The following is a 20,104-nucleotide window of genomic DNA, read 5'->3' on the forward strand; positions in this document are numbered from 1 at the left end:
GTGGGTTGGAAGGGGACGAAATGGGGTCGAAAGCTTACGCTTCGACGATGCCCATGATGTCCGATTCCTTCATGATGATGAGGTCTTCGCCGTTAAGCTTGACCTCGGTGCCGCTCCACTTGCCGAAGAGCACGCGATCGCCGGCCTTGACGTCGAGCGCATTGATCTTGCCCTGTTCGTCACGGGCGCCAGGGCCCACGGAAACGATCACGCCCTCGGAGGGCTTTTCCTTGGCGGTGTCGGGGATGATGATCCCGCCTTTGGTCTTTTCTTCACTGTCGACGCGACGGACGACCACGCGGTCATGCAGGGGACGGAAGCCCATGATAATTTCCTCTTGGCATCATTTCTGAATGCAATTTCGGACCGGTTGGCACTCAAACGAAACGAGTGCTAACAGGCTGGCCGGATATAGGGAGCAGGGCGGAGAAGAGTCAAGGCGCGTGAACCGAAGTTTTTTCTCACGCGTTGAAGACCCGAAGATGACTGCGTCAAAGGAGACTTCAATGTCCGAAATCGCCACTATCACGCCGGTCGACGGTCGCGTGCATATCTATTTCGACGATGGCGAAATTGCGAGCTCCATCCGGGCCATGCGGCTCGAACGCCCCGGCGAGGAGCCTCGCGTCTATCTGCCGCTCGAAGACGTACACCCGCAGATTCTGGAAGCATCCGACACCACCAGCGAAGACGATGGCCTGGGCGCCGCGCACTATTACACCATCAAGACCCTGACCGCCGACGGCGTCGACGAAGCCTGGTACCACCCCTATGCCGAAGGCCAGTACGAGCCGTTGCGCGACCTCCTGACCTTTGGCGGCGACCGGATCAAGATCAGCACCACCGAGGTCTAAAGCCATCAACGAGTAGACCTCATCCTGAGCCTGTCGAAGGACGAGGTCGTGGCACCATCTGCGTGACCGTCGTCGTGGTTCGACACGCTCACCATGAGGTCTCGACGACGACTCGCATGTTAGCCACGAGCAACTTATCTCTTTCCCCTCCACCCACTCTGGTCCATAAGGCCCGTCATGAGCGAACAACCAACCTACGAAATCAAGCTGACCCGCAAGGGCGGCATGGGCGCCAACACCAATTGGCACTGGGAAGTCCAGGATGCGACCGGCAAACCCGTCAAGACCGGCAGCGCCGTGGGCGAAGAGCATAAGGCATTCGCCACTGCGCGCATTGCCAAGGAAAAGCTCGAAGCCGGCAAGTAAGGCCTGAAGGAATTGCCGTGGCCCGCGCCGCCGATCACGCCGTCGAGCCACGGCTCCCAGTCTCGCCCCTAAGGGGCATTCTGCTTAAAGTCATATCGGTGGCCTGCTTTGTGGTCATGGCCACGATGCTCAAGGCCACCGAAACCATCCCCCGGGGAAATGGTGTTCTTCCGCTCGTTTTTCGCCATGCTGCCGGTGCTGGCCTTCCTGGTCTGGCGGCGCAAGCTCTCCAAGGCTTTCGAGACCAAGCGGCCGCTTGGGCACGTTCTGCGCGGCCTCATAGGCGTCGCTTCGATGGGCCTCACCTTCTTTGCCCTGACCCGCCTGCCGCTGCCTGAGGCGACGGCGATCGGCTATGCCTCGCCGCTGATCATCGTCATCCTCTCGGCGCTGCTTCTTCATGAGCGCGTACAGATCTTCCGCTGGACCACGGTGCTGATCGGTCTGGTTGGCGTCTGCATCATTCTCTGGCCGCGCCTTACGGTCTTTTCCGGCGGCGAAGCTATCGGCGATGCCGAAGCGGTCGGTGCGCTCATGGCGCTGTCGGGCGCAATCCTTTCATCCTTCGCCATGCTGCAGGTCCGCACCCTTGTGCAGACCGAACGCACCGAGGCCATCGTTACCTACTTCTTCATCAGCGCCAGCATTCTGAGCCTGCTGACGCTGCCCTTCGGCTGGGTCTGGCCGACGCCCGCACAGGCGGCACTGCTGATCGGCGCCGGATTTTTCGGCGGCATCGGCCAGCTTTTGCTGACCTCATGCTATCGCTATGCCGACATGTCGGTCATCGCGCCCTTCGAATATGTGTCGCTGATCCTCACCATCATCATCGGCATGGTCATCTTCGCCGATGTGCCGACCATTCCGATGGTCGTGGGCGCCATCATCATCGTCGGCTCCGGCATCGCCGTCATCCTGCGCGAACGCTGGCTCGGCCTCGATCGCCGCCGCGCCCGCGAGGCCAATACGCCTTAGCTGGCGGCCTGCATCTCCGCCCAGCTCTGGCGCTTGCGGTAAATCGTCGACGGGCTGATCTCGAGCGCCGCTGCTGCCATCGAGATATTGCCGCCGAACGCGGCGACCGCATCCTCGATGATCCGCTGTTCCTGCCGCCACATCGGCAGCACCGAGCGCCGGCCTTCGCTTCGGGGCGCTTCGACGCCCGATGGCGCTGCCGTTTTCGCCTCGATATCCGCGGCCGCAATCATGTGCGCGCTGATCTCGCCGCCATCGAACATCACCACCAGGCGGCGAACGAGGTTCTGCAACTGCCGCACATTGCCCGGCCAATCGGCCGCCGTCAGCTGCTGGCTTGCCTCCGGGCTGAAGCCGGCAAAGCTCTTATGCTCTTCGCGCGCATAGCGATGAAGGAAATGCCGGGCCAGAACCATGATGTCGCTCGGCCGCTGCCGCAACGGCGGCAGATGCACGGGCAAAACATGCAGCCGGTAGAACAGGTCCTCGCGGAACTTGCGCTCGGCAATCATCTGCATCGGGTTGCGATTGGTGGCGCAGATCACCCGCACATCAACCTTGCGCGGGCTGGTCTCGCCGACCCGCGAGATCGTCCCGGTCTGCAAAAACCGTAACAGCTTGCTCTGGAGCGAGAGGTCCATCTCCCCCACTTCATCGAGGAAGAGCGTGCCGCCATCCGCCAGTTCCGCCGCGCCCTTGCGATCCTCATGCGCGCCGGTCAGGGCGCCGCGCACCACGCCAAACAATTCGCTTTCCATGAGGTCTCGCGGGATCGCCGCGCAATTGATGGCCACGAATCGCCTAGCGCTTCGCGGCCCCTTTTCGTGCAGTGCCTCGGCGCAGACATCCTTGCCGGTGCCGCTTTCGCCGGTGATGAACACCGGCGCCGACGACGTCGCCACTCGCCCGATCTGTTCATAAAGGAACTGCATGGCGCTCGATGCGCCCACAAAGCCGGCAAAATCGGCGACCACGGCCTCCGGTCCCGATTCGCAGCCCAGTGACCGCGGCCGCCCATGACGCTGCGCCAATTCGCCGATGCGGGAAGCCAAGGCTGCTCCGCTGACCGGCTTTGCCACATAATCATGCGCCCCGGCCCGCATCGCGCCAAGCGCGGCGCTGACCGAACCGCTATCGGCCATCGCCAGCACCAATGCCCCATCCGCCAAACGCACCAGCCGACCCATGGCGTCTTCGATGCCCGGCGCGAGGTCAACAAGGCTCGTCAGGTCGGCAATGATGATGTCGAAGCGCGTCTGCCGCAGCTTTTCGATGCCGCCGCGTCCGCTTTCGGCAATGGTGACTTCAGGGGAAACCAGCAGCGCTTCGCTCAGCGTTTCCCCGACACGGCGCGCGCAATCGGCATCGCTGTCGATCAACAGAAGCTGACCGCTCAAAGCCGTTTCGCTGCCTGCCGTCATCGTCATCGAGAAATGCACCCTGGTTCGTCCGCAGCCGGACCGTTGTTCTGGTTGGCAGCGATTGTTTTCCGATTAGGGTAAATATTCCGTCTAAATAGACCGGGAGAGTTTGCCGGCCGCGCTTTTGCCGCTCCGGCCTAGATGCTACACGGGAAAGGCCGAATCCCGGCGCTCGAGAGGGATGCAGGTCCGCCCGTGCAGGCTTTGGTTTATTCGTTCATCATGCTGTCGGCGGCAAGTCTGGGCGCACTGGCCTATTTCGGGCTGACCTTCACCCCCGCCAATGCCATCCTGCTGGCGGCCGTGTTCGGCTGCGTCTGCATCGTTTTTCTCGAACGCTCCCTGCGCCAGCGCGCCGAAAATCGCCTCGAACGCGCCATCGAAGACCTTTCCCGCCTCCTTGCCACCGATGCCCAGGCGGGCGCCGTGCTCGGCCAGCGCATCAATGCCATCGCCGACACCAATCCGGGCCAGCGCCTCGAGACCGTCGAAGCCGACATTTCCGTCCTTGGCACCGTCATCCGCCAGGTCGCCGAAGCGGTTGCCGAAATGGAGGACAAGGTTGCCAAGGCCGATCAGGGGCGCCCCAGCCCCTATGCCAATGAGCGCATCATTGCCGCGCCGCCACCGCGCGCTGCCACCCAGATCACGGTGATCAGCGAACCCGAGCCGATCATCCCGCTTGAAATGCTGCGCCAGGCGCTGCTCGACAATCGCCTCATCCACCATATCCAGCCCATAGCGCGCCTGCCGCAACGCCGCGCCGCTGCCTATGACATGCTGCCGCGCCTGATGCTCGAAGATGGCGAACTCGCCGACGCTTCCGATTTCATGCCGCGCCGCCGCGGTGGACAGGACCTGATCCGCCAGATCGAAGGCGTCGGCCTTGTCGAAGCCGTGGCCATTGCTCGTCGCTCGAGGACCGGCGGCCAGCCCGTCGTGCTCCATATTCCCCTGACCCGCGCCACCCTGGGCGACGAATTTTCTGCCGAACAGCTGCTGGTGACGCTCGACGCCAATCGCGCCATTGCTTCGGGCCTGACCTTTCTCGTCCCGGAAAGCGACTGGCAAAGCCTCAACACGCGCGAGCGCGCCGTGGTGGAAGCCGTGGCGCGCAAGGGCGCCGGTTTTTCGATCTCGAACCTTCGGTCCCTTCGCCTCGACATTGCCGAATTGGCCGCCCTCGGCGTCCGCTCGCTGCGCGTCGATGCGACCCGCTTTCTCGACACGCCCGAGGTCTTTACCGATTTCCACATCTCGGACATTGCCAATTATCTGGCGCGCTTCGAAGTTTCGCTGCTGGCCACCGGCGTTGCCACCGAGCGGCAGATCGTCGAACTGCTCGACAACGACATCATCCTGGTCCAGGGCGACTATATCGCGGCACCCGGGCCCGTTCGCCAGGACCTTGTTCTCGAGTCCGGCCGCCCGGTGACGCAGCCGCTGCGCCGCGCCGAATAGCTTTTCGCTTGATCGATCGGCGCAAAGTGCCACATAGGGCAGGACCCTCGCCTAGGAGAGATGCCGCCATGCCCTCGCCCCTGCCCACCATTGCCGGCCTTTCCGATCTTTCCGGCCGCTACGACGCAATCTTGAGCGACGTTTGGGGCGTCATCCACAATGGCGTCCATGCGTTCCCCGAAGCCGTCGAGGCGCTGCGCAATTTTCGCCGCGACGGGGGCAGGGTGGTGCTGATCACCAATGCACCGCGCCCCTCCGGCCCGATCATCGCCATGCTCGATCGCCTCAACGTCCCGCGCGACACCTATGACGCCATCGTCTCGTCCGGTGACGTCACCCGCAACATGATCGCCAAGTATCAGGGCCGGGCCATCCACCACGTCGGCCCGCCCACCGAAGACGATGCCCTTTACGAAGGTTTTGACCTTCGCCGTACCGGCGCCGACGAGGCCGAAGTCGTGGTCGTCACCGATCTCGACACCGACGACGATACGCCGGAAATGTATCGCGATCGGGCGCGCCAGTGGCTCAGCCGCAAGCTGCCGATGATCTGCGCCAATCCCGATCGCATCGTCGAGCATGGCGACAAGATCATCTATTGCGGCGGTGCCTTGGGCGACCTTTATTCGGCCATGGGCGGCATGGTCCACATGGCCGGCAAGCCATACCAGCCGATCTACGAAGAAGCTTTCCGCCTGGCTGAACGCGCCGCAGGGCAGGGGCTGACAAAGTCCCGCGTCCTTGCCATCGGCGACAGCGTCCGCACCGACGCGGCCGGCGCCGCCCAGTTCGGCGTCGACCTCCTTTTCGTCACCGGCTCGATCCACGCCGCCGAGCTCGACGCCTTTGGCAAGCCCGATCCCCGCGCCATCGCCGACCTCATCGCCCCCAGCCGCGCCCGCACCGCCGGCTACCTGCCGCGGCTGACGTGGTGAAAGTCCTGCTGCCCCCACCCAACCTCCCCGTAAGGCGGGAGAGGAGTCTTATCGAGTTTGTGGCAACGACTCTGAGCTTACACCAGCCTGCTCCTCCCCTTCCTTAAGGGGAGGTTGGGTGGGGGTTGCCTCAATAGAACCCCGAGCCCGCCGTGACCTTCACCCGCCTCTCCACCACCACTGACCTACCCGCGCACCTCCGTGGCGCTCATGTCGCCATCGGCAATTTCGACGGTCTCCATCGCGGTCACCAATCCATCATCGCCGCCCTTCGCGAACGCGCCCGCGCCGCCAACGCCCCGGCGCTCCTTTTGACCTTCGAGCCCCATCCGCGCGACGTTTTCGCGCCCGCGCCCTTCATGTTCCGGCTGACCCATGCCGATGCCAAGGTCCGGCTGGCTGGGAAGCCCTGGGTCTCGATGGCGTCATTGTCCTTCCTTTCGATCGCGCCTTCTCGCAGACCGAGGCCGAGGACTTCGTCCAGACCATTCTCGTCGACCAGCTCGGCGTGCGCGGCGTCATCACCGGCTCCGACTTCCACTTCGGCCGCCAGCGCCGTGGCACCCCGGCCTTCCTTCGCGCCGAAGGCGAGCGCCTGGGGTTTGCCGTCGAAACGTTGGACCTTATGGACGAGGGCGACGAGCCGATTTCCTCCTCACGCATCCGCGCCGCGCTGAGCGAAGGCGCCGTTACCGCTGCCAATCGGCTCCTTGGCTACCATTGGTTCTTTGATGGTTGCGTGGTGAAGGGCGACCAGCGCGGCCGCGAGCTTGGCTATCCGACGGCCAATACCCAGACGGCCAACGGCTTCCAGCTCGCGCAGGGGGTCTACGCCGTCCGCGCTCGCCTCGGGGATCGCCTGCTCGACGGCGTTGCCGCCTACGGCAAGCCCATGTTCGACAATCAGCTGCCGCCTTTCGAAACCCACCTCTTCGACTTCGACGAAGATATCTATGGCCAGACCATCCAGGTGGCGCTGGTCGGGCACATCCGCGGGCAAGAAGTCTTCAATGGGCTGGACGAACTGATCGCGGCCATGGACCGCGACGGCAAGAAGGCCCGCGAGATGATTGCTGCAGCAGAGCCGCTGAGCACTCTCGACGTGCGGCTGGGCTTTTTCGCGCGCTGAACCAGGCTTTAGTGGCGGAGGGAGTCCACCACGGCCTTGAGCTTTGCAGCGCCTTCATCGGTGAACGTGCCGCGGCTGCCATTGACCGTCAGCAAGCCGGCCTCCTGCAGCTCTTCGACGCCTTTTGCGCTCGCCTTGTGACCTTTACCGTCATCGAGAACCACCTCGCTGACGACGTCGCCGCTTTCCAGCTGATGGTAGGCGGCAAAGGCGAGAATGGAGAGCGCCTGGTCGGACAATTGCATGGGATAGCTCCTGTGTTCGACTGAAGAAGCTCTGCCGAAGCTTTCGATCCGCTGCGGCAGGGGCAGGCCAGCCTGCCATGCGCCCAATTTTCTTTGCCCCGATCCGCCTCCCTTGCTACAACCCGCCGCAAATCTTCCCCGAAAGCCTTTTCTTCCATGAACGACACCGCAACCGGCGCGACCGAAACCGATTACTCGTCGACGCTCTTCCTGCCGGAAACCGAATTCCCGATGCGCGCCGGCCTGCCGGATCGCGAGCCCATCTGGCTCAAGCGCTGGGCGGACATGGACATTTACGCGATGCAGCGCGAGCAGGCCAAGGATCGCCCGCTGTTTACGCTTCATGACGGCCCGCCCTATGCCAATGGCAATATCCATATCGGCCACGCGCTCAACAAGACGCTCAAGGACATGGTCAGCCGGTCCATGCAGATGCTGGGCCACAACGCCGCCTATGTCCCCGGCTGGGATTGTCACGGCCTGCCGATCGAATGGAAGATCGAAGAGCAGTACCGCGCCAAGGGCAAGGACAAGAACGACGTCCCGGTGGTCGAATTCCGCCAGGAATGCCGGAGCTTTGCCGAACAATGGGTCGACATACAGCGCGAGGAATTCAAGCGCCTCGGCATCTTGGGCGAGTGGGACAACCCCTATCTCACCATGAGCTTTGACGCCGAAGCCCAGATCGCGCGCGAGCTGATGAAGGTCTCGATGTCGGGACAGCTTTATCGCGGCTCCAAGCCTGTCATGTGGTCGGTGGTGGAACGCACCGCGCTTGCCGAAGCCGAAATCGAATATGCCGACTACGAGAGCGACACGATCTGGGTGAAATTCCCGATCCTGACCTCCGCCGCGCCCCAGCGCTCGGGCACCTATACGCCCATCGCCGGCCCATCCGTCTCCTATACGGCGGGCGGCGAACAGCAATTCGCCGGCGCTTCCGTCGTGATCTGGACCACGACGCCCTGGACCATTCCTGCCAACCGCGCGATCTCGTTTTCAAGCCGCATCGGCTATGGCCTCTACGAGGTCACCGAGGCACCGGCTGAAAACTGGGCCAAGGTCGGTGAAAAATACATCATCGCCGACAAGCTCGCTGCCGAAGTCTTTGCCAAGGCCAAGGTCAGCGGCTTTGAAAAGCGCGCGAGCGTCACCGCCGACGAGCTTAGCGGCATCACCACGGCCCATCCGCTCCGCGGTTTCGCCGATGGCTACAAATTCGACGTCCCGCTTCTCGATGGCGAACATGTCACCGATGATGCCGGCACTGGCTTTGTCCATACCGCGCCCTCGCACGGCCTCGACGACTTCGACATCTGGATGACCTCGACCCGCCTGCTGCAGGATCGAGGCATCGATCCGACCATCCCCTTCCCGGTCGGCGACGACGGTTTCTACACCAAGGACGCGCCCGGCTTCGAGGGCGCCCGCGTCATCGACGACAACGGCAAGAAGGGCGACGCCAACCAGCGTGTCATCACCGCCCTTGCCGAGCGCGGCGCCATGGTCGCCCGCGGCCGCGTCAAGCATTCATACCCGCACTCCTGGCGCTCCAAGAAGCCGGTGATCTACCGCAACACGCCGCAATGGTTCGTCTACATGGACAAAGCCATCGAAGGCACCGAGGGCGACACCCTGCGCCACCGCGCGCTCAACGCCATCGACGCGACCAAATTTTACCCCGCTGCCGGCCAGAACCGCCTGCGTGCCATGATCGCCGATCGCCCCGATTGGGTCCTCTCGCGCCAACGCGCCTGGGGCGTGCCGATCACCGTTTTCGTGCACCGGGAAAGCGGCGAAATCCTTCGCGACGAAGCAGTCAATCACCGCATTGCGCAAAGCTTCGAGGAAGAAGGCGCTGACGCCTGGTACAAGCCTGGCGCCGCCGAGCGCTACCTCGGCTCGGACTATGTCGCGTCCGACTACGAGATGATCAAGGACGTCCTCGACGTCTGGTTCGATAGTGGCTCCACCCACGCCTTCGTGCTCCGCAACAAGCAAAAGTGGCCGCATCTCAAGTTCCCGGCCTCGATGTATCTCGAAGGCTCCGACCAGCACCGCGGCTGGTTCCACTCCTCGCTGCTCGAATCGTGCGCCACCAACGGCCATGCGCCCTATGACAGCGTGCTGACCCATGGCTTCACCATGGACGGCGATGGCAAGAAGATGAGCAAGTCGCTGGGCAACACCGTCGCCCCGCAGGACATCATCAAGCAATACGGCGCCGATATCCTCCGCCTCTGGGTCGCCTCCTCCGACTATTCGGAAGACCTCCGCCTCGGCAAGGAGATCATCCAGACCACCGTCGACAGCTACCGCAAGCTGCGCAACACCCTGCGCTGGCTGCTCGGCAACCTCGCGCACTTCCGCGCCGAGGACGTCGTCGACGCCAAGGATATGCCCGAGCTCGAGCGGCTGATGCTGCATCGCCTCGCCCAGCTCGATGCGGGCGTGCGCACGGCCTACAAGGAATACGACTACCGCAAGGTGGTGACCCTCCTCACCAACTTCATGAATATCGAGCTTTCGGCCTTCTACTTCGATATCCGCAAGGACGCGCTCTACTGCGATCCGATCAGCTCAATCCGTCGCCGCTCGGCGCTGACCGTGCTCGATCACCTCTTCAATGCGCTGACCGCCTGGCTCGCCCCGATCCTGGTCTTCACCATGGAAGAATGCTGGCTCGAACGGCATCCCGGCGAAACCGAGTCGGTTCACCTCCGCCTCTTCCCGGACGTTCCCGCCGACTGGCTCGATGATGACCTGGCGCAGAAGTGGCAGCTCATCCGCGCCGTCCGCCGCGTCGTCACCGGTGCGCTCGAAATTGAGCGCCGCGAAAAGCGCATCGGCTCCTCGCTCGAGGCCGCGCCGCAAGTCTTTGTCGCCGACCCCCGCTACCTCGTGGCGCTCGAAGGTCAGGACCTTGCTGAAATCGCCATCACTTCGGCGGTCCAGCTTAAGCAGAACGAAGGCCCCCACGAAGCCTTCCGCCTCGACGACGTGCCCGGCATCTCGGTCGTGCCCGCCCTCGCCACAGGCAACCGCTGCGCCCGCTCCTGGAAAGTCCTTCCTGAAGTCGGCACCGACCCGGAATACAAGGACGTCACCCTGCGCGACGCCCAAGCCCTTCGCGAACGCGCCGCGGCTGGTCTTTAGGACATGGCCACGGCACGGCGCATAGATGCGGCAGTGATTGCCTCCCTGATGGCGGCGATCATCGCCTTCGGGCTCGACCGCGCCCAAAAGGGTTTTCACATCGCCGCCGAATGCTATGCCTTCGGCCAGGCCCTCTGCATCCAGGTCCCTTATGCCTATAATCCGCTGACCCTTACCGGCTGGCGGGGCGGCGAGGTGATCAGCGTCACGCCATTCTTCGACTATGTCCTCGTCTGGAATACCGGCATTTCTTATGGCCTGCTCGATGGCTTCCCGGTCTGGACGCTTGGCGCGGTCATGCTGGTTGCCATTGTCGCCCTATCGGTCTGGTGGTGGCGCACAAGTGTCTTCCTTGTCCGCCTGGGCCTTGCCTTCTGCATCGGTGGCGCCCTGTCCAATGCCCTTGATCGCCTGATCTATGGCGGGGTGGCCGATTTCTTCCAATTCCACTGGGGAAGCTGGTCGTTCTACATCTTCAACATTGCCGACATGGCGATTACCCTGGGCGTCATCCTGCTCTTTGCCGATCTACTCGGCCTTGGCCGCAGGAAAGAAAAAAGCCGGCGTAATCACCTTGCTGCCAGAATCTGGTCTTAGCGCACACAATGCGCTATAGAGGCGCCGATATCTTAGGGGATGACTGCATGCATCTTGCATTGTCGACCGCCGCCCGCTCCGGGCTCATGGCGCTGGGCCTGCTCGCGACGCTGGCGCTGGGCGCCTGCACGACCGTCGAAGGCACCAATGCCATGACCGACATCGGCACCTTCGAGCGCGAAGTGCTGAACGACACTGCCCGCGGCGTTGGCCTGATCCCCGGTGCCGCACCCAAGGAAGACCTGACCGCAGCCCGCGCCCCGCTGGTCCTCCCGCGCGGCGGCAATGCTGGCCTGCCGGCGCCGACCACGCAGGTCGCTGCCGCGTCGCTGCCGGTCAACAGTAATACCGTCCAGATCGACACGACCGGTCTCTCCTCTGCCGATATCGAAACCATGCGCAAGGCCCGCGTCGTCGACATGCGCACCCTTGGCGGCCGGCCGCTGACCGAAGCTGAGGCCCGCCAGCTTACCGCGCAGATGCAGCAGGCCAACATGCCCGTCACGGCCAACAATCAGCGCCCGCTTTACCTTCCGCCGGCGGAATACTTTACCCAGGTCGGCGACTCGCAGCTTGTTTGCCGCGCCAATTCGGGCGAACTGGTCCCGCTGCGGGATCAGCGCTGCCCCGCCGACGTGCGCCGCGCTCTCGAGCGCAGCATGCAGACGCAGGTTCAAAGTTCCGGCTCGATCAGCTCAGGCCTCAATACCGGACTGAATTCGAGCGAAACGCAGCTGGGCAACTAAGCACCGCTGCCAGCATTTTCGAGCGGCCGGACCCATCCGGCCGCTTTCCCTTTACCGCGCCGCCCGACGGGGCGCTTCCAGGAAAAGTGGAAACCGGTTTTCCGCTTCGGAAGCGCGTCCAACACAAAAGGGTCCCGCATGACAGAAAGCCTCGCCCATGAGCGACGATAAACAGCCTGAAACCATCGACCGCCTCGCCAAGGTCATCGCCCGCGCCGGCCTCTGCTCGCGCCGCGACGCCGAAGGATGGATCACCGATGGCCGCATCAGCGTCAACGGCAAGAAGGTCATTACCCCGGCCTTCAACGTCACCGACACGGACAAGATCGAAGTCGACGGCATGCCGTTGGCCGCGCGCCAGGGCACCCGCGTCTGGCTCTACCACAAGCCGGCCGGCCTCGTTGTGACCGAGCGCGACCCCGAAGGCCGTCCGACCATCTTCGAGGAATTCGAAAAGAAGGGCCTGCCGCGCGTCCTCACCGTGGGCCGCCTCGATATCAACACCGAAGGCCTGCTGCTCCTCACCAATGATGGTGGCCTTAAGCGCGTTCTCGAACTGCCCTCCACAGGCTGGCTGCGCCGTTATCGCGTTCGCGCCCATGGCTCGGTAACCCAGGCGCAGCTCGACGGCCTCAAGGACGGCATCACCGTCGAGGGCATCCAGTACGGTCCGATCACCGCGACGCTGGAACGCGAGCAGGGCGCCAATGTCTGGCTTGTGCTTGGCCTCCGCGAAGGCAAGAACCGCGAGGTCAAGAATGTCCTCGGTTCGCTTGGTCTCGAGGTCAACCGCCTGATCCGTATCTCCTACGGGCCGTTCCAGCTCGGCGACCTCCCCGAGAACGGCGTCGAAATGGTCAAGGCCCGGATGCTGCGCGACCAGCTGGGCAAGAAGCTTGCGGCCGAGGCTGGCGTCGATTTCGAAAGCGAAATGCCCGATCCTTTCGCCCAGCAGCCGCGCGAGGAAGGTTTCCGCGTTCGCTCGCCGCGCGATCGCGATAGTTCACGGCCCAACCCTGCGCGTGGCGCTACCCGCATCGCTCCTGGCCGCGGCGAGGAAGAACGCTCCAGCGGCCGTCCGCGCCGCGTCCACTTCGAGGACGATGGCCGCGCGCCCGAAGCCTATACGCCCAAGCCGCAGAGCCGCGGCCGGACTGATCGCGACGATCAGCCGGCACGCAGCTTCGGTAAGCCGGGTGGCGACCGCCCTGAGCGCGGCAGCTTCGGCGACAAGCCGGCCCGCGGTGGTTTTGGTGACCGCCCCAAACGCGATTTTAGTGACAAGCCCAAGCGCGACTATGGCGATAAGCCACAGCGCAGTTTCGGCGATCGCTCGCAGCGTCCGACCGGCGATCGGCCGCAGCGTTCCTATGGCGATAAGCAGCAACGCCCATATGGCGACCGCCCGCAACGCCCATATGGCGACAAGCCGGCGCGCGGCAATTTCGGTGATCGTCCGCAGCGGTCCTATGGCGACAAACCAAGCCGCGGTCCGCGTCCCGAGGGTGGCTTTTCTGATCGCCCGAAGCGCGCGCGATTTCGGTGATCGCCCGCAGCGTCCCTCCGGCGACCGGCCCAACCGTGGTCCTCGTCCCGAAGGCGGTTTCAGCGACCGGCCCAAGCGCGACTTCGGCGATCGTCCGCAGCGGTCCTTCGGCGACAAGCCGCGGAGCGGCCCGCGTCCGACCGACAAGCCTTATGGTGATCGTCCCCAACGCCGCGACGGTGCTCCCGGCGCCAAATCCTTTGGCGGTCGTCCCGGCAGCAAGCCCTTCGGCGGCAAGCCGGGTGGCTCACGCCCCACCGGCCAGCGTCCGCAAGGTGGTCGTCCCACGGGCGGTCGCCCCTCGGGTCCACGCCGTCCCACCGGTCGCTGAGCGAATAGTGTGCGTTTCCTCCCCTGGAAGGGGAGGGTAGTGCAGCTAGGCCGCAGGCCGTAGCGAAACTAGGGTGGGGTTAGCCGCAGCAGACCCTAGTCTCTGAAGGATCAACAAATGCGCATCGTCGCCGGCAAGTTTCGCGGCAAGACCTTGACCTCGCCGTCGGACGATTCCATCCGTCCCACCTCCGACCGCGCCCGCGAATCGATCTTCAATATTCTGGGCTCCCGCCTTGGTCCTAGCCTCGACGGTCTGCGCGTCCTCGACCTTTTTGCCGGCACGGGTGCGCTCGGGCTCGAAGCGCTCTCTCGCGGCGCTGCGCACGTCACCTTCGTTGATACGGGCGTCGAAGCCCGCGGCTTGATCCGCGACCATATCGAAACCTTTGGTGCTGCCGGAATTACCAAGCTTCTCCGTCGCGACGCGACCGCGCTCGGCGTGCCCGGCACCTTTGGCCAGTTCGACCTCGTCTTCCTCGATCCACCCTACAGCCAGTCGCTGGGCGAAAAGGCTCTCGTCGAACTCTCGCACAATGGCTGGCTCGCTCCCGAAGCAACGATCGTGTGGGAAGAAGCGGTCACCGCCGAAGTCGAGGTGCCCCCAGGCTTCACCCTGGAAGACACCCGAGACTACGGCGCTGCCCGCGTGCGGTTCATGTCCTGGGCGAGCACCTAACACTCCTAGACCTCATGGTGAGCATGTCGAACTCTGAGGTCTCAGCCACAAGCGTCCAACCTCGCCCTTCGAAATCCTGGGCTTGCCGAAGGGTCAGGGTGAGGTCTCATGAAGTTCGCGTGAGTTAAGGCAGGCGGCTGAACCATCCCGGCCACACTCGTGTTCTCCTCTGTAAGGAGAATTTCATGTCAGAAATCACACGATCCGGCGGCTGCCTCTGCGGCGCGCTGCGCTACGAAGTGCGTGGCGAACCCTATAAAGGCGGTCTCTGCCACTGCGCCGATTGCCGCAAAGTCACGGGCTCGGCTTTTTGCATTACGCCGATTGGCGCCCGCATCAGTTTAGCAGCACTGGCGAGTACAAAACCTTTGCCGGGCGCTCCTTCTGCCCCAATTGCGGGTCGCACACATTCAATCTGAGCGACGATCAGATCGAGATCCATCTCGGAACCCTCGATGAGGCGCCCAACAAGATCAGGCCGGAAATCGAAGGCTGGGCCATCCGCCGCGAACCCTGGCTGCCGGTGATCCCCAGCGTGCCGATGTTTCCCAGAGATCCGTGACCCTCAAATGACTGCCCCAACCACCAGCTGTCACCCCCGCGAAGGCGGGGGCCCATCCTGAGATAGAGAGATGGGCCCCGGGTCAAGCCGGGGTGACCGCCGGTGGTCAAGAAAGCTACAGGCTATAGGCCTACGCGGCCTTCAAACACTCCGCACACCGTCCGCGGATTTCCATCGTGGTCTGCTCGACCTTGAACCCGGTGCCTTTCGCCCAGCCGCCAACCCGCTCCTCGATCACCGCATCGGCAAACTCGTCGACCTTGCCGCAGCCTTCGCAAATCGCAAAGGCGATCAGGCCCTTGCGGTGGCAATGGACGTCCGCACAGGCGACAAAGGCATTGAGCGACTCCAGCCGATGCGCCAGCCCACGCTCGACCAGCTTCTCGAGCGCGCGATAAACCTGCAAAGGCGCCCGCAAGCCGTCGCCGCGCAATCGGTCCAATATGTCGTAGGCGGAAAGCGGGGCAGGGGCTTGGTTGAGCGCCGCGAGCACGAGGCCCTGATTGCGCGTCAGGTCCGCAGGGATCGTGTGCTCATGCGCCATTGATTTCTCTCCTGCCAAAAAGTCGTTCCGTCGGCACCGCCAGCGACACCAAAAATACTGCCAGCGCCATGACCACGATCGAAGGGCCGGATGCCGTGTCCCAGGTCCGCGACCCGAAGAGACCACCGATCACCGCCACCGCCCCCAACACGGCCGCGACCGCGGCCATCATTTCCGGCGTCGCACTCAAGCGACGCGCCGTGGCCGCTGGAATGATCAGGAGAGACGTGATCAGCAAAACGCCGACGAGCTTCATCGCGATCGCGATAACCGACGCCATCAGCAGCATGAGGATGATGCGGCTCACTTCGGGCTTGAGCCCTTCGGCCTCCGCCAGTTCCGGGCTCACCGTCGCCGCCAGCAGCGGTCGCCAATTGAGGAACAGGATCAGAAGAATGGCGATGCCGCCGCCATAGATCACGAAAATATCCTCGGCTGACACGGCAAGGATGTCGCCGAACAAAAAGCCCATGAGGTCGATGCGCGCCTGCGTCAGGAAGCCGACGATGACCAGCCCGACGGCAAGGCTCGAATGGCTGAGAATGCCGAGCAGTGCATCGGTCGAAAGCGTATTCTGCCGTTGCAGCAACAACAGCGCCCCCGCCACCAGCGCCGCCACGGCAAAGACACCGAGCGTCATGTTGACCGAAAGAAGGATCGAAAGCGCCACGCCCAACAGAGCCGAATGCGCCATAGTATCCCCAAAATAGGCCATGCGCCGCCAAACGACGAAACAGCCAAGCGGCCCCGTCACGCCGGCAAGACCCACGCCGGCGATCAGCGCGCGGGAAAAGAAATCACCGAACATCCAGCACTCCCAAAATACCCCCACCCAGCCTCCCCGGAAGTCGGGGGAGGAGGCGTCCGGAGCTTGCGACGAGAACTGTGCCCAGACTCGATCTAACTCCTCCCCCTTCTGCAGGGGAGGTTGGGTGGGGGTGCTTCCATAATCTCAATGCGCATGCGTGTGCCCCGCATGCTCATGCTCGTCCCCCACCACGCATCCATCCGCATGATGCTCGTGATCGTGATGATGCTCGTAGATCGCGAGACCGTTCCGGGCGCCGAACAGCCGCAAATATTCCGGGCTCTGCTTGACCATGCCCGGCGTGCCGCGGCAGCACACATGCCCGTTAAGGCACAGCACGGTGTCTGTCTCGGCCATCACCACATGGAGGTCATGGGAAATCATCAGGATGCCGGCCTGGGTCGTGTCGCGGATCTGCCGGATCAGCGCGTAAAGCGCTTCCTCCCCGGAAAAGTCGACGCCCTGCACGGGCTCGTCCAGAACCAGAAGATCGGGCTTGCGGATCATTGCTCGTGCAAACAGCACGCGCTGGAACTCGCCGCCGGAAAGTTCCTGCACCGCCGCCCGCCGCAGACGCGTCGCGCCCACCGCCTCGAGCGCCATGCCGATCTCGCGGTCTTCATGCCGTCCCGTCAGCGTCATCAGCCGCTCCACCGTGAGCGGTAGCGTCCAGTCGATCGAAAGCTTTTGCGGCACATAGCCGATGGTGAGCCCGGCCTTGCGCCAAACGGTCCCCATGCTCGGTTTCAGCACGCCCGTGACCATCTTCGCCGTCGTGGACTTGCCCGATCCATTGGGCCCGATCAGCGTCACGATCTCGCCGCGCCCAATCGTCAGGTCCACGCCCTCGACAAGCGTTCGCCCGCCACTGCGTACTCCGGCACCGGACAGCGTGATCAGCGTTTCCTTCGATGGCTTTTCGAGCATCGGACCCAAAGCTCCTTGACGCCTCCAAATACGTTATAGCATAACACCGCCGCAAGCGTAATAACATAACATATCACCGATCGAGGCGACCCATGAAGACCTTCACCCTTGCCGCAATGGCGCTCCTGGCATCCACCAGCCTCGCCACCGCCGCACCGCAAGTGGTGGCCTCCACCAAGCCCATTCACTCCCTTGTGTCCGCCGTCATGGCCGGTGTCGCCGAGCCAGCGCTTATCGTTAAAGGCGCCGCCTCCCCGCACACCTATTCCCTCCGCCCATCCGACGCAGCAGCGTTAGAGTCAGCCGACATCGTCTTCTGGACAGGCCACGGCATGGAGCTTTTCCTCGCCGATGCGCTCGAAACGCTCAGTACCAATGCCGAAACCGTCGAACTCTCCGAAGCCCCCGGCATCTCGCTCCTGCCCATCCGAGAAGGCGGCGCCTTCGAAGCGCATGAGCATGAGGAGCATGACCATGAAGAACATGATCACGACGACCACGACCATGCGCACGAAGAAGGCGACATGCACTTCTGGCTTGACCCCCAGAATGCCGAGCTGATGGTCACCGAGATCGCCCGCGTGCTCTCGGACGCCGATCCGGAAAACGCCGCGACCTACCGCGCAAACGCCGAAACCGAGATCGCCGCCCTCGGCGCGCTCGAAGCCGAAATCGACGCCACGCTGCTGCCGGTCAAGGACAAGCCCTTCCTCGTCTTCCACGATGCATATCAATATTTCGAGGCTCGCTTCGGCCTCGCCGTCGCCGGCACCGTCACCGTCTCTCCCGAGGCCATGCCAGGCGCAGCCCGCATCGACGCGCTCCGGCTAAAGGTCGGCGAACTCGGCGCCACCTGCGTCTTCGCCGAACCCAATTTCGAGCCGGCCATCGTCACAACCATCGTCGAAGGCACCGAAGCCAGGGCCGGAACCCTAGACCCGGAAGGCTCGGCCCTTACCGAAGGCCCAAACCTTTACCCCGAACTGCTGCGAGGCCTCGCCGCCGGCCTCGTCGACTGCCTTCAGTAGCTTTTCCGCAAGGGGTCGCTACTTCAGCGGCCCCTTGAAGATAAAGAACGCGCCGAGCCCGATGAAGCCGAAGCCGACCGCATGGTTCCAGGTCAGCTTCTCGCCCAGATACATCACCGCAAACAGGGCGAAGACCGAAAGCGATATGACCTCCTGGATGGTCTTGAGCTCGGAGGCCGAATAAACCGCGCTGCCGATGCGGTTGGCGGGGATCGCCAGCCAGTATTCGAAAAACGCCACGCCCCAGCTGATCAGCACCACCATCCACAGCGCCAGGCTGTGAAATTTAAGATGCCAGTACCAGGCAAAGGTCATGAAGAGGTTGGACGCGATCAGTAGGCCGATCGGCGCCAGCGACGGGAAATTGAAGCCCAAGGCTTCCTCCTGGGGAACAAGGCGGCTCTCCTTACGCCTCCGCCTCGCTGCCGGGAAGGGGGATCACCGCGCCTTGGTCGGCTGCTCGAGCGCGAAGATTTCGTCGCTGACATCGTCGAGCTTCTTGCGCACCAGCGCCTGCGCATCGTGAAGGCCCCGATTGTAGAAATAAGCGCCCATCCGCTCGGCAAAAAACTGCATCAGCATTTCCGCCGGAATGGCGCCGATCGACTGGTCCAACTCCTCGCGGAAATAGTCCTGGATCTCCCCGACGATCGCCTTTGTCTCGTCGCGGTCGAACTTGATCGGCTTCATGGCGCACCTCACTAAAACTCGGGGGTTCATACGCTGAGTCGTTCCTTGTCGCTTGGCTGCGCTTGGGTCATTATGCCGCCGCTCCAGGGAGTTTTCGCCATGCTTGCCCGCCTAAGCCTTGTCGCTCTCACCGCCTTTGCGGCGCTCGCCACGCCCGCTTTCGCCAAGACCAAGCCTGCCGCCCAACCCGAACAGGTCACCTGTGAGGGCGTTTTCGGTCCGGACAGTTCCGAAAAGCTGGTCAAGGAAACTTTTGGCGCCGAAAACGTCGTCACCGGCATGGTTCCGGGCCCGGAAGGCACAGAAATGCTGGCCACCACGGTCTTTGGCGACGATCCCGACCGCAAGATGGAATTTGGCTGGTTCGACGAAGAAAACTTCGCCCGCCTTTCCTATGTCGAGCTCTCGCCCAGCCAGACCGCACCCGGCGGCGTTCGCATCGGCATGACTCCGGCCGAAGTCGAAAAGCTCAACGGCACGCCTTTCATCATCGGCGGCTTCTGGTGGGACTATGGCGGTTATGCGCAGATCGAAAACGGCAAGCTCGCCAATGCCGACGATGCCACCTGCTACCTGTCGCTGCGCTTTTCGCCAGCCGACGAATATTCCCCCGCGATCGACGTAACCCCGGTCTCGGGCGAGGTCCAGGTGCCGTCCGACGAAGGGCTGCTCGAAATTCTCGACACGCGTCTTGAGGTCTTGAGCCTCGGCTATGCCTGGCCGGACGACCTTCCGCAGCCTGAATATTGACCCGTCGGGGCAGCGGGCGTACCCTCTGCCTCGAGACTGGTTTCCGGCGTTCAGGTGAACAAGGGAAATAATAGGGAACACGGTGAAGCGTACCCATTAGGGACTGACTCCGTGGCTGCCCCCGCAACTGTAAGCGGCGAGTGCTATCCAATGCTCACTGGCTTGTGCCGGGAAGAGGGAAAAGCGCGTTCGAGCCGTGAGCCAGGAGACCTGCCAGCCTCCGTATGGAACACTCAACTGTCGGTGGGACAGGGAGGGGGCGAGATGATTAGGCCATCAGGCTGATGCCGTGTGGGGCAGGGCCCCATCGCATACCCGCGCTTGCGCGGTACACCCTTCATTTCGCTCTCCAGGA

Annotated in this window: 20 protein-coding genes, 4 pseudogenes and 1 riboswitch; of the genes and pseudogenes, 16 read left to right on the plus strand and 8 right to left on the minus strand. The window is 63.4% G+C overall.

Annotation, left to right across the window (positions count from 1 at the left end):
• Positions 1–34: 34 nt before the first annotated feature.
• Positions 35–325 (minus strand): co-chaperone GroES, encoded by a 291-nt coding sequence (locus G5575_RS06565; protein WP_164533562.1) that lies wholly within the window; start codon positions 323–325, stop codon positions 35–37.
• A gap of 181 nt (positions 326–506) precedes the next feature.
• Between G5575_RS06565 and G5575_RS06570 the strand changes: the two genes are divergently transcribed.
• The 3 genes and pseudogenes from G5575_RS06570 (at position 507) to G5575_RS06580 (ending at position 2,195) form a co-directional block, all read left to right on the plus strand.
• Positions 507–854 (plus strand): DUF427 domain-containing protein, encoded by a 348-nt coding sequence (locus tag G5575_RS06570; RefSeq protein ID WP_164533563.1) that lies wholly within the window; start codon positions 507–509, stop codon positions 852–854.
• Between the two features lie 177 nt (positions 855–1,031).
• Entirely contained in the window at positions 1,032–1,220 is a 189-nt protein-coding gene (locus G5575_RS06575; RefSeq protein ID WP_164533564.1) for a hypothetical protein, read from the plus strand.
• A gap of 116 nt (positions 1,221–1,336) precedes the next feature.
• Positions 1,337–2,195 (plus strand): annotated as a pseudogene (locus tag G5575_RS06580) (DMT family transporter).
• Here G5575_RS06580 and G5575_RS06585 read toward each other — a convergent pair.
• Positions 2,192–3,622, minus strand: a complete 1,431-nt coding sequence (locus G5575_RS06585; RefSeq protein ID WP_235935634.1) for a sigma-54-dependent transcriptional regulator — start codon at positions 3,620–3,622, stop codon at positions 2,192–2,194. The pseudogene G5575_RS06580 and the gene G5575_RS06585 overlap by 4 nt on opposite strands.
• Before the next feature lie 189 nt (positions 3,623–3,811).
• On the opposite strand from G5575_RS06585, the gene G5575_RS06590 reads away from it, so the two are divergent.
• From G5575_RS06590 to ribF, 4 genes and pseudogenes are all read left to right on the plus strand, one after another.
• A complete protein-coding gene (locus G5575_RS06590; protein ID WP_164533565.1) occupies positions 3,812–5,077 on the plus strand; it encodes an EAL domain-containing protein in 1,266 nt (421 codons plus the stop codon).
• Between the two features lie 68 nt (positions 5,078–5,145).
• A complete protein-coding gene (locus G5575_RS06595) occupies positions 5,146–6,012 on the plus strand; it encodes a TIGR01459 family HAD-type hydrolase (protein ID WP_164533566.1) in 867 nt (288 codons plus the stop codon).
• Between the two features lie 152 nt (positions 6,013–6,164).
• Positions 6,165–6,353 (plus strand): annotated as a pseudogene (locus tag G5575_RS21595) (bifunctional riboflavin kinase/FAD synthetase); the annotation flags it as partial.
• 86 nt (positions 6,354–6,439) lie between these two features.
• Positions 6,440–7,141, plus strand: coding sequence for a bifunctional riboflavin kinase/FMN adenylyltransferase (ribF, locus tag G5575_RS06600; protein ID WP_328765913.1), 702 nt, complete (start codon positions 6,440–6,442; stop codon positions 7,139–7,141).
• Positions 7,142–7,149: 8 nt separating this feature from the next.
• Here ribF and G5575_RS06605 read toward each other — a convergent pair whose 3' ends face one another.
• The gene (locus tag G5575_RS06605) at positions 7,150–7,386 is read right to left on the minus strand and encodes a hypothetical protein (RefSeq protein WP_164533567.1); all 237 of its coding nucleotides are present in this window, start codon (positions 7,384–7,386) and stop codon (positions 7,150–7,152) included.
• 156 nt (positions 7,387–7,542) lie between these two features.
• On the opposite strand from G5575_RS06605, the gene ileS reads away from it, so the two are divergent.
• The 7 genes and pseudogenes from ileS (at position 7,543) to G5575_RS06645 (ending at position 15,002) form a co-directional block, all read left to right on the plus strand.
• A complete protein-coding gene (gene ileS / locus G5575_RS06610; RefSeq protein WP_164533568.1) occupies positions 7,543–10,542 on the plus strand; it encodes an isoleucine--tRNA ligase in 3,000 nt (999 codons plus the stop codon).
• Between the two features lie 3 nt (positions 10,543–10,545).
• The gene (lspA, locus tag G5575_RS06615; RefSeq protein ID WP_235935636.1) at positions 10,546–11,139 is read left to right on the plus strand and encodes a signal peptidase II; all 594 of its coding nucleotides are present in this window, start codon (positions 10,546–10,548) and stop codon (positions 11,137–11,139) included.
• A 47-nt stretch (positions 11,140–11,186) separates the two neighbouring features.
• Positions 11,187–11,885: a hypothetical protein gene (locus G5575_RS06620; protein ID WP_164533569.1), complete on the plus strand. Its 699-nt coding sequence runs from the start codon at positions 11,187–11,189 to the stop codon at positions 11,883–11,885.
• A gap of 157 nt (positions 11,886–12,042) precedes the next feature.
• Positions 12,043–13,431: a pseudouridine synthase gene (locus G5575_RS19300; protein ID WP_235935638.1), complete on the plus strand. Its 1,389-nt coding sequence runs from the start codon at positions 12,043–12,045 to the stop codon at positions 13,429–13,431.
• Positions 13,391–13,762 carry a hypothetical protein gene (locus G5575_RS20150; RefSeq protein ID WP_235935640.1) on the plus strand — a complete coding sequence of 124 codons (372 nt, stop codon included), beginning with the start codon at positions 13,391–13,393 and terminating at the stop codon, positions 13,760–13,762. The genes G5575_RS19300 and G5575_RS20150 overlap by 41 nt, the downstream gene beginning before the upstream one ends.
• Before the next feature lie 117 nt (positions 13,763–13,879).
• Positions 13,880–14,440 carry a 16S rRNA (guanine(966)-N(2))-methyltransferase RsmD gene (gene rsmD / locus G5575_RS06640; RefSeq protein ID WP_164533570.1) on the plus strand — a complete coding sequence of 187 codons (561 nt, stop codon included), beginning with the start codon at positions 13,880–13,882 and terminating at the stop codon, positions 14,438–14,440.
• Positions 14,441–14,625: 185 nt separating this feature from the next.
• Positions 14,626–15,002 (plus strand): annotated as a pseudogene (locus tag G5575_RS06645) (GFA family protein).
• 130 nt (positions 15,003–15,132) lie between these two features.
• Here the strand turns inward: G5575_RS06645 and G5575_RS06650 are convergent.
• The 3 genes and pseudogenes from G5575_RS06650 to G5575_RS06660 all read right to left on the minus strand — a co-directional run.
• Complete coding sequence (locus G5575_RS06650) at positions 15,133–15,546, minus strand: Fur family transcriptional regulator (protein ID WP_164533571.1); 414 nt, start codon at positions 15,544–15,546, stop codon at positions 15,133–15,135.
• Positions 15,536–16,354 carry a metal ABC transporter permease gene (locus G5575_RS06655; protein ID WP_164533572.1) on the minus strand — a complete coding sequence of 273 codons (819 nt, stop codon included), beginning with the start codon at positions 16,352–16,354 and terminating at the stop codon, positions 15,536–15,538. The genes G5575_RS06650 and G5575_RS06655 overlap by 11 nt, the downstream gene beginning before the upstream one ends.
• A 147-nt stretch (positions 16,355–16,501) precedes the next feature.
• Positions 16,502–17,281 (minus strand): annotated as a pseudogene (locus tag G5575_RS06660) (ATP-binding cassette domain-containing protein); the annotation flags it as partial.
• 92 nt (positions 17,282–17,373) lie between these two features.
• Here G5575_RS06660 and G5575_RS06665 point away from each other — a divergent pair.
• Complete coding sequence (locus G5575_RS06665; RefSeq protein WP_164533574.1) at positions 17,374–18,309, plus strand: zinc ABC transporter substrate-binding protein; 936 nt, start codon at positions 17,374–17,376, stop codon at positions 18,307–18,309.
• Between the two features lie 18 nt (positions 18,310–18,327).
• On the opposite strand, the gene G5575_RS06670 is transcribed toward G5575_RS06665, so the two are convergent.
• Entirely contained in the window at positions 18,328–18,684 is a 357-nt protein-coding gene (locus G5575_RS06670) for a DMT family protein (protein ID WP_164533575.1), read from the minus strand.
• Positions 18,685–18,747: 63 nt separating this feature from the next.
• On the minus strand, positions 18,748–18,999 hold the full coding sequence (locus G5575_RS06675; protein ID WP_164533576.1) for a DUF2164 domain-containing protein: 252 nt from the start codon (positions 18,997–18,999) through the stop codon (positions 18,748–18,750).
• Positions 19,000–19,098: 99 nt separating this feature from the next.
• Between G5575_RS06675 and G5575_RS06680 the strand changes: the two genes are divergently transcribed.
• Positions 19,099–19,749 (plus strand): hypothetical protein, encoded by a 651-nt coding sequence (locus G5575_RS06680; RefSeq protein ID WP_164533577.1) that lies wholly within the window; start codon positions 19,099–19,101, stop codon positions 19,747–19,749.
• Positions 19,750–19,769: 20 nt separating this feature from the next.
• Positions 19,770–19,981, plus strand: a riboswitch (cobalamin riboswitch).
• Positions 19,982–20,104 lie beyond the last annotated feature (123 nt).

It is taken from the genome of Devosia aurantiaca, assembly GCF_011058215.1.
Classification (GTDB): domain Bacteria; phylum Pseudomonadota; class Alphaproteobacteria; order Rhizobiales; family Devosiaceae; genus Devosia; species Devosia aurantiaca.

Coding starts and splice junctions, on each gene's coding strand:
- G5575_RS06605 (WP_164533567.1), bottom strand. CDS start 7,386: ATGCAATTGTCCGACCAGGCGCTCTCCATTCTCGCCTTTGCCGCCTAC.
- G5575_RS06595 (WP_164533566.1), top strand. CDS start 5,146: ATGCCCTCGCCCCTGCCCACCATTGCCGGCCTTTCCGATCTTTCCGGC.
- G5575_RS19300 (WP_235935638.1), top strand. CDS start 12,043: ATGAGCGACGATAAACAGCCTGAAACCATCGACCGCCTCGCCAAGGTC.
- G5575_RS06620 (WP_164533569.1), top strand. CDS start 11,187: ATGCATCTTGCATTGTCGACCGCCGCCCGCTCCGGGCTCATGGCGCTG.
- G5575_RS06570 (WP_164533563.1), top strand. CDS start 507: ATGTCCGAAATCGCCACTATCACGCCGGTCGACGGTCGCGTGCATATC.
- G5575_RS06575 (WP_164533564.1), top strand. CDS start 1,032: ATGAGCGAACAACCAACCTACGAAATCAAGCTGACCCGCAAGGGCGGC.
- G5575_RS06650 (WP_164533571.1), bottom strand. CDS start 15,546: ATGGCGCATGAGCACACGATCCCTGCGGACCTGACGCGCAATCAGGGC.
- lspA (WP_235935636.1), top strand. CDS start 10,546: ATGGCCACGGCACGGCGCATAGATGCGGCAGTGATTGCCTCCCTGATG.
- G5575_RS06680 (WP_164533577.1), top strand. CDS start 19,099: ATGCTTGCCCGCCTAAGCCTTGTCGCTCTCACCGCCTTTGCGGCGCTC.
- G5575_RS06675 (WP_164533576.1), bottom strand. CDS start 18,999: ATGAAGCCGATCAAGTTCGACCGCGACGAGACAAAGGCGATCGTCGGG.
- ileS (WP_164533568.1), top strand. CDS start 7,543: ATGAACGACACCGCAACCGGCGCGACCGAAACCGATTACTCGTCGACG.
- G5575_RS06565 (WP_164533562.1), bottom strand. CDS start 325: ATGGGCTTCCGTCCCCTGCATGACCGCGTGGTCGTCCGTCGCGTCGAC.
- rsmD (WP_164533570.1), top strand. CDS start 13,880: ATGCGCATCGTCGCCGGCAAGTTTCGCGGCAAGACCTTGACCTCGCCG.
- G5575_RS06655 (WP_164533572.1), bottom strand. CDS start 16,354: ATGTTCGGTGATTTCTTTTCCCGCGCGCTGATCGCCGGCGTGGGTCTT.
- G5575_RS06665 (WP_164533574.1), top strand. CDS start 17,374: ATGAAGACCTTCACCCTTGCCGCAATGGCGCTCCTGGCATCCACCAGC.
- G5575_RS06585 (WP_235935634.1), bottom strand. CDS start 3,622: ATGACGATGACGGCAGGCAGCGAAACGGCTTTGAGCGGTCAGCTTCTG.